The 12,315-nt window shown below is 71.2% G+C and carries 10 protein-coding genes and 4 tRNA genes; 8 read left to right on the plus strand and 6 right to left on the minus strand.

Annotation, left to right across the window (positions count from 1 at the left end):
* Positions 1 to 14: 14 nt before the first annotated feature.
* The 3 genes from EAO77_RS06480 (at position 15) to EAO77_RS06490 (ending at position 296) form a co-directional block, all read left to right on the plus strand.
* Positions 15 to 87 (plus strand) — tRNA-Glu (locus EAO77_RS06480).
* A 38-nt stretch (positions 88 to 125) separates the two neighbouring features.
* Positions 126 to 200 (plus strand) — tRNA-Asp (locus EAO77_RS06485).
* A 22-nt stretch (positions 201 to 222) separates the two neighbouring features.
* A tRNA-Phe gene (locus EAO77_RS06490) sits at positions 223 to 296 on the plus strand.
* A 101-nt stretch (positions 297 to 397) separates the two neighbouring features.
* On the opposite strand, the gene EAO77_RS06495 is transcribed toward EAO77_RS06490, so the two are convergent.
* From EAO77_RS06495 to EAO77_RS06505, 3 genes are all read right to left on the minus strand, one after another.
* The gene (locus tag EAO77_RS06495) at positions 398 to 1,228 is read right to left on the minus strand and encodes a cytochrome c biogenesis CcdA family protein (protein ID WP_147987115.1); all 831 of its coding nucleotides are present in this window, start codon (positions 1,226 to 1,228) and stop codon (positions 398 to 400) included.
* The gene (locus tag EAO77_RS06500) at positions 1,225 to 2,013 is read right to left on the minus strand and encodes a DsbA family protein (RefSeq protein WP_147987116.1); all 789 of its coding nucleotides are present in this window, start codon (positions 2,011 to 2,013) and stop codon (positions 1,225 to 1,227) included. The genes EAO77_RS06495 and EAO77_RS06500 overlap by 4 nt, the downstream gene beginning before the upstream one ends.
* Positions 2,014 to 2,105: 92 nt before the next feature.
* The gene (locus tag EAO77_RS06505; RefSeq protein ID WP_147987117.1) at positions 2,106 to 2,498 is read right to left on the minus strand and encodes a hypothetical protein; all 393 of its coding nucleotides are present in this window, start codon (positions 2,496 to 2,498) and stop codon (positions 2,106 to 2,108) included.
* A gap of 163 nt (positions 2,499 to 2,661) precedes the next feature.
* Here EAO77_RS06505 and hrpA point away from each other — a divergent pair, with 163 nt between their 5' ends.
* From hrpA to EAO77_RS39420, 3 genes are all read left to right on the plus strand, one after another.
* Positions 2,662 to 6,612 (plus strand): ATP-dependent RNA helicase HrpA, encoded by a 3,951-nt coding sequence (gene hrpA / locus EAO77_RS06510; RefSeq protein ID WP_187283135.1) that lies wholly within the window; start codon positions 2,662 to 2,664, stop codon positions 6,610 to 6,612.
* A gap of 105 nt (positions 6,613 to 6,717) precedes the next feature.
* Positions 6,718 to 6,792 (plus strand) — tRNA-Asp (locus tag EAO77_RS06515).
* A 184-nt stretch (positions 6,793 to 6,976) separates the two neighbouring features.
* Entirely contained in the window at positions 6,977 to 7,213 is a 237-nt protein-coding gene (locus EAO77_RS39420) for a DUF6274 family protein (protein WP_147987119.1), read from the plus strand.
* 376 nt (positions 7,214 to 7,589) lie between these two features.
* Here EAO77_RS39420 and bldC read toward each other — a convergent pair whose 3' ends face one another.
* Both bldC and EAO77_RS06530 read right to left on the minus strand, forming a co-directional pair.
* Positions 7,590 to 7,796, minus strand: a complete 207-nt coding sequence (gene bldC / locus EAO77_RS06525; protein WP_003949541.1) for a developmental transcriptional regulator BldC — start codon at positions 7,794 to 7,796, stop codon at positions 7,590 to 7,592.
* A 477-nt stretch (positions 7,797 to 8,273) separates the two neighbouring features.
* Complete coding sequence (locus EAO77_RS06530; RefSeq protein ID WP_147987120.1) at positions 8,274 to 9,104, minus strand: hypothetical protein; 831 nt, start codon at positions 9,102 to 9,104, stop codon at positions 8,274 to 8,276.
* A gap of 155 nt (positions 9,105 to 9,259) precedes the next feature.
* Here EAO77_RS06530 and EAO77_RS06535 point away from each other — a divergent pair, with 155 nt between their 5' ends.
* Both EAO77_RS06535 and EAO77_RS06540 read left to right on the plus strand, forming a co-directional pair.
* On the plus strand, positions 9,260 to 10,351 hold the full coding sequence (locus EAO77_RS06535; RefSeq protein ID WP_147987121.1) for a Leu/Phe/Val dehydrogenase: 1,092 nt from the start codon (positions 9,260 to 9,262) through the stop codon (positions 10,349 to 10,351).
* Positions 10,352 to 10,629: 278 nt separating this feature from the next.
* Complete coding sequence (locus tag EAO77_RS06540) at positions 10,630 to 10,893, plus strand: DUF3073 domain-containing protein (protein WP_147987122.1); 264 nt, start codon at positions 10,630 to 10,632, stop codon at positions 10,891 to 10,893.
* A gap of 308 nt (positions 10,894 to 11,201) precedes the next feature.
* Here the strand turns inward: EAO77_RS06540 and purM are convergent, their stop codons facing one another.
* Positions 11,202 to 12,287 carry a phosphoribosylformylglycinamidine cyclo-ligase gene (gene purM / locus EAO77_RS06545; protein ID WP_147987123.1) on the minus strand — a complete coding sequence of 362 codons (1,086 nt, stop codon included), beginning with the start codon at positions 12,285 to 12,287 and terminating at the stop codon, positions 11,202 to 11,204.
* Positions 12,288 to 12,315: the final 28 nt, after the last annotated feature.

Genomic DNA, 12,315 nt, shown 5'->3' on the forward strand with positions numbered 1-12,315 from the left:
ACGGCGGGCCTTTAGCCCTCATCGTCTAGTGGCCCAGGACGCCGCCCTTTCAAGGCGGTAGCACGGGTTCGAATCCCGTTGGGGGCACGCACAACCGTGTGCGAGACTTGTCTCGCACCATGCTTGGTCCTGTGGAGCAGTTTGGAGTGCTCGCCACCCTGTCAAGGTGGAGGCCGCGGGTTCAAATCCCGTCAGGACCGCTGAAGCCCGCAAGGGCTTCGTGGCTGGGTAGCTCAGTTGGTACGAGCGATCGCCTGAAAAGCGATAGGTCGCCGGTTCGACCCCGGCCCCAGCCACAACCGAGGGCCCCGATCGTGAGATCGGGGCCTTCTTCGTGTCCGCGTCCCCTCTTCCCCGTGCCCGGGGCGCGGTCCGSCGGACCGCGCCCCACACGGTGTCAGACCTCCTCGCCGGCCGGCCGGCGCCGGCCGCGCACCGCGAGGACCACCGCGACGACGACCACCACCGCGGCCAGCAACGCCCAGTCCGGGACCGCCCGCCCGATCCCCGAGGCCCACTCCTCCACCGCGAAGGAGTCGTCCACCGACAGCAGCCCCGGCAGCGCGGTGGTGCCGTCGAAGACCAGGAACACCGTGCCCAGGAGCACGAAGAAGAGACCGGACAGCAGCGACGTCGTGTGCAGACGGAAACGCCCCACCCCGAACTCCCTTCCCCGCAGCCACCGGCGGCGCCCGAGTCCGAACCGCTCCCAGAGCAGCGCCAGCACGAAGAGCGGGACCGCCATGCCCAGCGCGTACACGGCGAGCAGCAGCCCGCCGTAGACCGGGCTGCCGGAGATCGCGGCCACCGTGAGCACGCTGCCGAGGATCGGCCCCGCGCAGAAGCCGGCCAGTCCGTAGACGAGACCGAGGGCGTAGACCGAGAGCGCGGTCGTCGGCCGGATGCGGCCCGACACCTCGGCGAGCCGGCGCGGGGCGAAGCCGGTCCCGAGGATCTGGGCCACCCCGAGCGCCACGATCAGCCAGCCGCCGGCCGCGACCAGCAGATCGCGGTTGCCGTGGAAGAGGCGCCCGGCGAAGGACCCGGCCGCCCCCAGGGGGACGAGCGTGGTGGCGAGCCCGGCGAAGAAGACACAGGTCCGGGCGGTCAGCCGCCCGGTGGTGTCGACCGAGTACGCGAAGAACGCCGGCAGCAGCAGGGCGCTGCACGGGCTGAGCAGCGCGAGCAGACCGCCGATGAGGGCGGCGAGATAGCCGATGTCGCTCATCGCGGGCCCCGGCCGCCCTGCTCCGAGGCGCCGGACCCGGCGGCGCGGCCCGCCCCGGCCTCGGCGGCGGCCGCCTCGATGGCCTCGGTGAACGTCTCCATCGGTTGCGCGCCGGCGATCGGCCGCCCGTTCACCAGGAACGACGGCGTGGAGGCGGCGCCCAGACCGTGGCCCTCCTCCTGGTCGCGGGCGACGGCGTCCCGCGCCGCTCCGCTCCGTGTGTCCCGGTCGAACCGGTCGAGGTCGGCGACGCCCGCCTCGCGTGCGAGCTCCCGCAGCCGGGCCGCACCGAACCCCTTCTCCTTCGCGCCGTCCGCGTAGGCCGCCGCGTGGAACTGCCAGAACCGGCCCTGGCGGCCGGCCGCCCAGGAGGCCCGCGCGGCCGCCTCTGACTCGGCGCCGAAGATGGGGAAGTTGCGCCACTCGATGCGCAGCGTGCCGTTCTCGACGTACTTCCTCATGAGCTCCGGCTCGGTGTCGCGGGCGAACTTCCCGCAGTAGCCGCACTGGAAGTCCGCGTACTCGACCATCACGACGGGGGCGTCGGCACGGCCGGCCGCCAGCGGGTCGCCGGCGTCCCGGCGGGCGAGCTTCAACAGCTCCGGGTGGGTGTTCCCGCCGGGAGCGGCGGAGCTCTCGGCGACGGCCGGCGCGCCGCCGGGACCCGCGGCGGAGGGCTTGGTCGCGGAGTAGGAGGCGTAGCCGAGCAGCAGCGCGGCGACGAGCACACCCGCGCCGACGGCGATCGGCCTGCGGGGCGAGGAGGGCGGGGCGGACGAGGGCATGGTGGTGCTCCTGTGCGTGTAGACGTGCGGAAGGGACGGCGGGCCGGCAGGAGGACGCCGGGCGGAGGCCCGGTCGCTGACGGCGGCCGGGCCTATACGCGCAGCACGGACAGGGCGACCGGGGACGGCGGGCAGAGCGGCGGCGGGCCGCGCAGCACCGCCCCGGTGAGGTGTACGCCGTCCCCGGCGGGCAGCGCCCCGGCACAACCGGCGGGGAGCTGCTGTGTCGCGGGCAGCGGCTCGTGCGCCGCCGAACCGCGCGGCGGCATGCCGGGCCGGGCGCCGTCGTCCCCGTCGGGAAGCCCGCAGCCCGGCACCGGCACGGTGCCGGCGTCCGCGGCGACCACCGCCGCGCCGGGGGCGTACCCGGCCTCCGCGGCGGGCGCCGCGGCCGCCCAGCCGCAGCCGGCGAGCACCAGCAGCGTCCCGAGCAGCACGCCCACCGCGGCCGGCAGCCGGTGCCTGCGGTCGCGGCCGGTCGGCATGGCGGGCGGTCCCTTCGGGGTCGGGCGGCGGGGCGGCGGGCCCCGCGGCGTGCGGGTTCCGCACAGGGCGTGAACGATCCGCTCCATACTGCACCACCCGTGTCCGCGAACCGTCGAAATGGGTTCGCCACCGCTTCGGCGGGGGTGCGATCCTGGACTCCGTATGTCTACTTCCTTCGCCGACCTCCAGACCGCGCTGAGCGGGGCGTCGCTGCGCGACGCCCACCGGCTCGGCCGCCGTCTCGAGGGCGCCCGCCGCATCCGCAAGCCCGAGGCCCGGCAGGCCGTGCTGGACGAGATCGCCGCGGAGGCGGAGAAGTCCGCGGCCCGCACGGCGCGCCGCGCCGCACGCGTGCCCGCGATCACGTATCCCGAGCAGCTGCCGGTCAGCCAGAAGAAGGACGAGATCCTGGAGGCGATACGCGACCACCAGGTCGTGATCGTCGCCGGTGAGACGGGGTCGGGCAAGACGACCCAGATCCCCAAGATCTGCATGGAGCTCGGCCGGGGCGTGCGGGGCATGATCGGCCATACGCAGCCGCGCCGCATCGCCGCCCGCACCGTCGCGGAACGCGTGGCGGAGGAACTGCGCACCCCGCTCGGCGAGGCGGTCGGCTGGAAGGTCCGCTTCACCGACCAGGTGGACCAGGACGCCACGTTCGTGAAGCTGATGACGGACGGCATCCTGCTCGCGGAGATCCAGACGGACCGCGAGCTGCGCGCCTACGACACGATCATCATCGACGAGGCCCACGAGCGGTCCCTGAACATCGACTTCCTGCTCGGCTATCTCGCGCAGCTGCTGCCCCGCAGACCCGACCTCAAGGTCGTGATCACCTCCGCGACGATCGACCCCGAGCGTTTCTCCCGCCACTTCGGGGACGCGCCGATCGTCGAGGTCAGCGGGCGCACCTATCCGGTCGAGGTCCGCTACCGTCCGCTGCTGGAGGCGGAGTCCGACGACGCCGACCGCGACCAGATCACCGCGATCACGGACGCCGTCGAGGAGCTGATGGGCGAGGGCAAGGGCGACATCCTCGTCTTCCTCTCCGGCGAGCGCGAGATCCGCGACACCGCCGACGCGCTCGACAAGAAGCGGTACCGCTTCACCGAGGTGCTGCCGCTGTACGCCCGGCTCTCCCACGCCGAGCAGCACCGCGTCTTCCAGCCGCACACCGGCCGGCGGATCGTCCTCGCGACCAACGTGGCCGAGACGTCGCTGACCGTCCCCGGCATCAAGTACGTCATCGACCCGGGCACCGCCCGCATCTCGCGCTACAGCCATCGCACCAAGGTCCAGCGACTGCCCATCGAGGCGGTCAGCCAGGCCAGCGCCAACCAGCGCAAGGGCCGCTGCGGGCGTACGTCCGACGGGATCTGCATCCGGCTGTACTCCGAGGACGACTTCCTCTCGCGACCGGAGTTCACCGACGCCGAGATCCTGCGCACCAACCTGGCCTCGGTCATCCTGCAGATGACCGCCGCCGGGCTCGGCGACATCGAGAAGTTCCCGTTCATCGATCCGCCGGACCACCGCAACATCCGCGACGGTGTGCAGCTCCTCCAGGAACTGGGCGCGATCGACCCCGCCGAGAAGGACCCGAAGAAGCGCCTCACCCAGCTCGGCCGCAAGCTCGCCCAGCTTCCCGTCGACCCGCGCCTCGCACGGATGGTCGTCGAGGCGGACAAGAACAACTGCGTCCGCGAGGTCATGGTGATCGCGGCCGCGCTCTCCATCCAGGACCCGCGCGAGCGGCCGGCCGAGAAGCAGACGCAGGCCGATCAGCAGCACGCCCGGTTCAAGGACGAAACCAGCGACTTCCTCGCCTACCTCAACCTCTGGCGCTACGTCCGGGAGCAGCAGAAGGAGCGCGGCTCCTCCAGCTTCCGCCGCATGTGCAAGCAGGAGTACCTGAACTTCCTGCGCATCCGCGAATGGCAGGACATCTACTCCCAGCTGCGCACGGTCGCGAAGCAGATGGGCTTCCACATCGACGAGGGCGACGCCCCCGAGCAGTCGGTGCACGTCTCGCTGCTGGCCGGCCTGCTGTCGCACGTGGGCATGAAGGACGTGAAGGAGACCGGCGGCGAGAGCGGGCGGGGCTCGGGCAGGAACGAGTACCTGGGCGCCCGCAACGCCAAGTTCGCGATCTTCCCCGGCTCGGCGCTCTTCAAGAAGCCCCCGCGGTTCGTCATGTCGGCGGAACTCGTCGAGACCTCGCGGCTGTGGGCGCGGGTCAACGCGCGGATCGAGCCGGAGTGGATCGAACCGCTCGCCCAGCACCTGCTCAAGCGCACCTACAGCGAGCCGCACTGGGAGAAGGACGCGGCGGCGGTCATGGCCTACGAGAAGGTCACGCTCTACGGCGTGCCGATCGTGGTGCAGCGGAAGGTGAACTACGGGCGCATCGACCCGGAGACCTCCCGGGACCTGTTCATCCGCAACGCGCTCGTCGAGGGCGACTGGCGCACCCACCACAAGTTCTTCTCCGACAACCGCCGGCTGCTGACCGAGGTCGAGGAGCTGGAGCACCGGGCCCGGCGCCGCGACATCCTGGTGGACGACGAGACGCTGTTCGACTTCTACGACCAGCGGGTGCCCGAGCACGTCGTCTCCGGCGCCCACTTCGACTCCTGGTGGAAGCACAAGCGCCAGGAGCAGCCCGACCTGCTCGACTTCGAGCGCGAGATGCTCATCAACGAGAAGGCCGGCGCGGTCACCAAGGACGACTACCCGGACTCCTGGCGCCAGGGCCGGCTGAAGTTCCGGGTGACGTACCAGTTCGAGCCCGGCGCGGACGCCGACGGCGTGACCGTCCACGTCCCGCTCCAGGTGCTCAACCAGGTCACGTCCGAGGGCTTCGACTGGCAGATCCCGGGCCTGCGGGAGGAGGTCGTCACGGAGCTGATCCGTTCCCTCCCCAAGCCGATCCGCCGGCACTACGTGCCGGCGCCCAACTTCGCGGGCCGCTTCCTGGCCACGGCCGTCCCGCTCCAGGAGCCGCTGACGGTCACGCTGGCGCGCGAACTCCGGCGGATGGTCGGTGTCCCCGTCTCCGCGGACGACTTCGACCTGTCCCGGATCCCCGACCATCTCAGGATCACCTTCCGGATCGTCGACGAGCGGCGCAGGAACCTGGCCGAGGACAAGGACCTGGAGACGCTGCGGCTGCGGCTGAAGCCGAAGGCCCGCCAGGCCCTGTCCGCGGCGGCCGCCTCCTCCGGCCCGTCCGGCGGCTCCCTGGAGCGCACCGGCCTCACGGACTGGACGATCGGCTCCCTGACGAAGGTCTTCGAGACCCGCCGCGCCGGCCAGCCGGTGAAGGCCTACCCGGCTCTCGTCGACGAGGGCGCCTCGGTCGGGGTGCGCCTCTTCGACAGCGAGGCGGAACAGGCCCGGGCCATGTGGCAGGGCACCCGCCGTCTGATCATGCTGGGCATCCCGGTCAACCCGGCGAAGTTCGCCTCGGACCGGCTGACGAACCAGCAGAAGCTCGCGCTGTCCCGCAATCCGCACGGTTCGGTGCAGGCCCTCTTCGAGGACTGCGCCACGGCCGCCGCCGACCGGCTGATCGCGGACCACGGCGGGCCCGCGTGGGACGAGGAGTCGTTCCGGAAGCTGTTCGACAAGGTCCGCGCCGACCTGGTGGACCTGACCGTGCGCACCATCGACCGCGTGCAGCAGATCCTCGCCGCCTGGCAGGCCTGTGAGCGCCGTCTGAAGGCCACGAACAGCCCGACGCTGCTCCGTAACGTCCAGGACGTACGGGAGCAGCTGGCGGCGCTGATGCCCGCCGGTTTCGTGACCCGGACGGGGCTGGGCCGGCTGCCCGACCTGATGCGGTATCTGGTCGCCGCGGACCGCAGGCTCCAGCAGATGCCCACCTCCGTCCAGCGCGACACCACGCGCATGGAGAAGGTCCACGAGATGCAGGACGAGTACGCCTGGCTGCTGGAACAGCTGCCGCAGGGCCGCCCGGTGCCGCAGCAGGTGCTGGACGTCCGGTGGATGATCGAGGAGCTGCGGGTGAGCTACTTCGCCCATGCGCTGGGCACCGCCCACCCGGTCTCGGACAAGCGGATCGTGAAGGCGATCGACGCTCTGGCACCGTGACCGGGCGGTGGCCCTGGGTGAGTTCGACCAGACCAGCGGTCTCCTGTACAGTCTCTCTCGCAGCCGGGGAAAGCGACGAAGTCGCCGGACAAGGCCGCAAATCCTGGTCCTGTGGAGCAGTTTGGAGTGCTCGCCACCCTGTCAAGGTGGAGGCCGCGGGTTCAAATCCCGTCAGGACCGCGCCAGTGCACGAAAGGCCCGCATCGTCTCGATGCGGGCCTTCGTCGTGTCCGGGCTCCCTCCGGCCCCTGTGCGGGACGCCTTGACGCGGACCGCCCCCGCGAGTACTCCGGTGTTCCCAGGCTCCTTCCGGGGCCCCCTGGAACTCCCCGGGGGCGGCGCACACGCCACGGAGGTGACGTGCATGACGGCCACGGCAGGACAGCACGAGACACGCGCACTGCTGCGCGCCCATCTGGCGGCCGCGACGGGCTACCGGCACATCACGCGGACCTGTCCCGTCTGCCACCGCCTCCTGCGCCTCGCGATGGAGCGCCCGGACCCGCCTGCGGACCCCTCCGACCCGCCGCAGGCGTCACAGGCGTCACAGGCGTCGGAACGGACACGCTCGGAGGGGGACCAACGTCCCCCCGAGGAGTGACCAATGCCCGGCGCGGCGCGGCGTGTTCAGTGGCAGGCTTGATTTTGGCAAGAGGCGCGTACTGTGACGGGTGTCACCGAACTGGTTCTCGTACAACGGGAACTTAACCCCTCCCTACAATGCCCCCATTTAATATGTGCCATTGCACTGTCCCCCGAGGGCTGCCCGCTCCGACACCGATGTCAGGCCCGGGGGCACCGGAGAGCCGGCCGTCGGGCCGCCCGGCCGGGTCCGGGACAGAAAAAATCGCGCTGGACCCGGCGGAGTCCAGCGCGATCGACGACGGAAGCCTGTTGGGGCAGGCGCACGTCAGGTGAAGCTAGAAGTGGGCGGATCCAGGGTGGGGGCCCCGGACAAGCCCGGTCATACGGGGTGTTCAGGCCTCGCTGCGCTGCTGCGGAATACCCGCAAGCAGTGCGCGGACCTCTGCCTCGCGATAGCGGCGGTGTCCTCCGAGCGTGCGGATGGACGTGAGCTTGCCCGCCTTAGCCCAGCGGGTGACCGTCTTCGGGTCCACGCGGAACATCGTGGCAACCTCAGCCGGGGTCAGCAGCGGCTCGGCATCAGGGGTGCGAGCGGTCATGAGCGGCCTCCTCGGGAGAACCGAACCATCTCGGTTCTTTCCTCTAAATTCTGCACCTTGACCCGCGTTGCCCGAAATGGCGGACGCGGGCCGAGTCGGTTATAGGACGAACGGCTTGTCCTCGGCACTACAACTACACCATCTGTCCAGCCACGTCGGCCAAACCGATGGAATTGCCCTCTGAGGTGTCCATCAGCGGCCGAAGCCCGATGGACCATGCCATAACGGACAGTCACGTCACAGTAACGATCAGTCACAGAGCGATCAGGAGTCACCAGACCCCCCATAGCGTGCAATGCAGAGCAATCCGCCCATAAGCAGGCGGAAGGAACCCTCCCCGGACTCCTTGTCCTATTTTGACACGAGGGGAGGTGATGGGCGCAAGGGCGCGGTTAGTGCCGTCCATCACGCTTGGGGCAATAGCCCGGATCGGGACCTACGTCCCCTCTGCGGCGAAGAGGGTCTCCAGCGCCCCGCTCAGTTGGCGAACTGACGGTCCCTCACGGCCCGCCAACGCTCCGTCAGGCGTCCGTACGCCGCCACCGCCGCGTCGCCGTCCCCGGCCCGCAGCGCCGCGAGCCCCTCCGCCGCGTCCGCGGCCGAGCGGTCACCCGCCAGCTGGTCGCCGGGCAGCGCGTGGACGAGCCCCCCGTAGTCGAGCTCGACCAGCGACCGCGGATGGAACTCCTCCAGCCAGCGGCCCACGTCCACCAGGCTCTCGGTCAGCGGCCCCTCGTCGATCGTCTCCCGCAGCGTGCGCAGCCCGCGCGCGAGCCGGCGGCGGGCCTCGACCATCGGCGTCCGGTAGCGCAGTGCGGGCACCGCCTCCTCGTAGGCGCGCTCCTCGTCCGTGAAGAGGACGAACCAGCCGACCGGGACGCCCCACACCGAGGTCCTGATCCAGGGGCGGGCGTCCGGGTTGCGCTCCCGCCACTGCTCGTAGTCCGCGGCGGCCTGCCCCCGCACCACCGGCGGCAGCACCACGTCGAGCAGCGGCGCGGGCAGCCGGCCCGGCAGCTCCTCCAGCGCCAGCCACCCCCGCAGCCGGGTCCGCCAGGGGCAGACGCACACGACCCCGTCGACCTCGGCGACGAAGGCGTCCGCGCTCTCGTGGACCGGGACGGCGACCGGCGGCGTGGGCAGCAAGTCGGCCAGCGAGCGGCGCAGTTCGTCCTGCGCGGTGGGCGCCCGGCCGGCCCGGGCGTAGCGCGCCCAGTGGGCGCGTTCCGGCTCGGGGAAGGCCGCCAGCGGCTCGTAGATCCGCAGATAGGCCGCGTACGGGACAAGAACCGAGGACAGCGCTGGCATGACGCGAATCCTTCCACGCCCGTACTCCTGTGGAGGGTCATCCCGGGCACCGGACCTGATCTACGCACGCGTAGGCCGTACCCTCTTGCCCAACCGGACCTTCCCCACCCGCAGGAAGGCCCCATTCCGCCGTCTCGTACTTGGGAGTCACCACCGTGACCGATGTGACCGGCGCCCGTGTCGACGTACTGAACACCCTGTTCCGCTCGGAGCAGGGAGGACACGAGCAAGTCGTGCTGTGCCAGGACCGCGCCACCGGCCTCAAGGCCGTCATCGCCATCCACTCCACCGCCCTGGGCCCCGCCCTCGGCGGCACCCGCTTCTACCCGTACGCCTCCGAGGAGGAAGCCGTCGCCGACGCGCTGAACCTCGCCCGGGGCATGTCGTACAAGAACGCCATGGCCGGCCTGGACCACGGCGGCGGCAAGGCCGTGATCATCGGCGACCCCGAGCTGATCAAGACCGACGAGCTGCTGCGCGCCTACGGCCGCTTCGTGGACTCCCTCGGCGGCCGCTACGTCACCGCCTGCGACGTCGGCACCTACGTGGCCGACATGGACGTGGTGGCACGCGAGAGCCGCTGGGTCACCGGCCGCTCCCCCGCCAACGGCGGCGCGGGCGACTCCTCCGTCCTCACCGCGTACGGCGTCTTCCAGGGCATGCGCGCCTCGGCCCAGCACCTGTGGGGCGACCCCACGCTGCGCGGCCGCAAGGTCGGCGTCGTCGGCGTCGGCAAGGTGGGCCACTACCTGGTCGAGCACCTGCTGGAGGACGGCGCCGAGGTCGTGATCACCGATGTGCGCGAGGAGTCGGTCCGCCGGATCACCGACAGGCACCCGCAGGTCACCGCCGTCGCCGACACCGACGCCCTGATCCGCACCGAGGGCCTGGACGTCTACGCGCCCTGCGCGCTCGGCGGCGCGCTCGACGACGACACCGTCCCGGTCCTCACCGCGACCGTGGTCTGCGGCGCGGCCAACAACCAGCTCGCCCACCCCGGCGTGGAGAAGGACCTCGCGGACCGCGGGATCCTCTACGCCCCCGACTACGTCGTCAACGCCGGCGGTGTCATCCAGGTCGCCGACGAGCTCCACGGCTTCGACTTCGACCGGTGCAAGACCAAGGCCGCGAAGATCTTCGACACCACCCTGGCAATATTCGCACGTGCGAAGGAAGACGGTATTCCGCCGGCCGCCGCAGCCGACCGGATCGCCGAGCAGCGCATGGCGGAGGCCCGCCGGAGCTGACCCGTGGACGCGTCCGCACGCCGGTCGGGGAGACAAGACTCACCCCGGTCGGCGGGTCGGGGCCGAAGAAGAGGTTAAAATCGCAGTTGACCAGCGAGGACAACGCGCCTCGAGGGTCCTGTGAAGTGGCACCTCATGCGGGCGGCGTACCGTATGGCCGCGGAAGCAGGTACCGTTGAAACCCACGGACCGAGCTCTTCGAGGAGAGCCCGTTCCGCATCATGAACGCGTGTCAAGACTCTGGGGCCGTCGAGCCCCGTCACCGAGGGGGTCGAGCCATGGGGCGCGGCCGGGCCAAGGCCAAGCAGACAAAGGTCGCCCGCCAGCTGAAGTACAACAGCGGCGGGACTGATCTGTCGCGTCTGGCCAACGAGCTGGGCGCATCTACGTCGAATCCGATCTCGAGCCAGCCGCCGAACGGCGAGCCTTTCGAGGACGACGACGAAGAGGACGACCCGTACGCGCGGTACGCGGACATGTACAACGACGACGAGGACGAGGACGACGAGTCCGGTTCCTCGTCGCAGCGCCGCGGCGCTTGACGCTTGACTCACCGACCCGGTCCGGGCTTGCCCCGGACCGGGTTCTGTGTGCTCAGCGTCAGGCGTCCGGGCGTCGTACGGACCGGTACCGCGAGTCCGCCGGGCGGCTGTCCACGGGCAGCCGCCTCGTCGGTGTGCCCGGATCCGGTCTTGCGACCCGGGCGGGCCTTCGGTAGGGCCGACGGCCGCACCCGCAACCCTCCGGAGCAACGGCCCGCCGTCGTCGGCGGCCGGCCCCCGGGCCACGTGTCGGATCCTGCCGGGTCGCACGGGTGTGCGCACGAGCCCGGCAGGTCCCGGCTCGCGACCTAGCGGGCGTACCCGCCGGTGAGCTCCGCTCCGGTCGTCCGGTCGCCGCGGGCGACGATCCGGCCGGCGACCCAGGCGTCGACACCGCGGTCGGCCAGAGTGGTGAGCGCCACGTCGACCGAGGTCTCCGGGACCACGGCCATCATGCCCACGCCCATGTTCAGCGTCTTCTCCAGCTCCAGCCGCTCGACCTTGCCGGCGGTGCCGACGAGGTCGAACACGGCGCCCGGCGTCCACGTGGCACGGTCGACCGTGGCGTGCAGACCGTCCGGGATCACCCGGGCCAGGTTGGCCGCGAGGCCGCCGCCGGTGATGTGGCTGAAAGCGTGCACCTCGGTCGTCCGGGTGACCGCGAGGCAGTCCAGCGAGTAGATCCTGGTCGGCTCCAGCAGTTCCTCGCCGAGCGTCCTGCCGAGCTCCTCCACGTGCGCGTCCAGCGACATGCCCGCGCGGTCGAAGAGCACGTGCCGGACGAGCGAGTACCCGTTCGAGTGAAGACCGGAGGACGCCATGGCGATGACCACGTCGCCCTCGCGGATGCGGTCGGGGCCCAGCAGCCGGTCCGCCTCGACCACGCCCGTGCCCGCGCCGGCGACGTCGAAGTCGTCGGGGCCGAGCAGGCCGGGGTGCTCGGCGGTCTCGCCGCCGACCAGGGCCGTGCCGGCGAGCACGCAGCCCTCGGCGATGCCCTTGACGATCCCGGCGACCCGCTCGGGGTGCACCTTGCCGACGCAGATGTAGTCGGTCATGAACAGGGGCTCGGCACCGCACACGACGATGTCGTCCATGACCATGGCGACCAGGTCGTGGCCGATCGTGTCGTAGACACCCATCTGGCGGGCGATGTCGACCTTGGTGCCGACGCCGTCGGTGGCCGAGGCGAGCAGCGGACGCTCGTAGCGCTTGAGGGCGGAGGCGTCGAAGAGGCCGGCGAATCCGCCGAGACCGCCGAGGCCGGCGACCTCGGGGCGCTGCGTCTTCTTCACCCACTCCTTCATCAGCTCGACGGCGCGGTCGCCCGCTTCGATGTCGACGCCCGCACCTGCGTAGCTGGCGCCGCCTTCGGCAGGATGTGCCTGGGACATGGCTTTATGAGCTTTCGTGTCGTACTGC

The sequence above is a fragment of the Streptomyces sp. T39 genome, from assembly GCF_008042045.1.
GTDB lineage: Bacteria > Actinomycetota > Actinomycetes > Streptomycetales > Streptomycetaceae > Streptomyces.

What these genes read in the sequence shown, in the direction of transcription:
- bldC (WP_003949541.1), bottom strand. Translation starts at nt 7,796, where the DNA reads ATGACCGCTCGCACCCCTGATGCCGAGCCGCTGCTGACCCCGGCTGAG.
- EAO77_RS06500 (WP_147987116.1), bottom strand. Translation starts at nt 2,013, where the DNA reads ATGCCCTCGTCCGCCCCGCCCTCCTCGCCCCGCAGGCCGATCGCCGTC.
- EAO77_RS06505 (WP_147987117.1), bottom strand. Translation starts at nt 2,498, where the DNA reads ATGCCGACCGGCCGCGACCGCAGGCACCGGCTGCCGGCCGCGGTGGGC.
- EAO77_RS06530 (WP_147987120.1), bottom strand. Translation starts at nt 9,104, where the DNA reads ATGCCAGCGCTGTCCTCGGTTCTTGTCCCGTACGCGGCCTATCTGCGG.
- EAO77_RS39420 (WP_147987119.1), top strand. Translation starts at nt 6,977, where the DNA reads ATGACGGCCACGGCAGGACAGCACGAGACACGCGCACTGCTGCGCGCC.
- EAO77_RS06495 (WP_147987115.1), bottom strand. Translation starts at nt 1,228, where the DNA reads ATGAGCGACATCGGCTATCTCGCCGCCCTCATCGGCGGTCTGCTCGCG.
- hrpA (WP_187283135.1), top strand. Translation starts at nt 2,662, where the DNA reads ATGTCTACTTCCTTCGCCGACCTCCAGACCGCGCTGAGCGGGGCGTCG.
- EAO77_RS06540 (WP_147987122.1), top strand. Translation starts at nt 10,630, where the DNA reads ATGGGGCGCGGCCGGGCCAAGGCCAAGCAGACAAAGGTCGCCCGCCAG.
- purM (WP_147987123.1), bottom strand. Translation starts at nt 12,287, where the DNA reads ATGTCCCAGGCACATCCTGCCGAAGGCGGCGCCAGCTACGCAGGTGCG.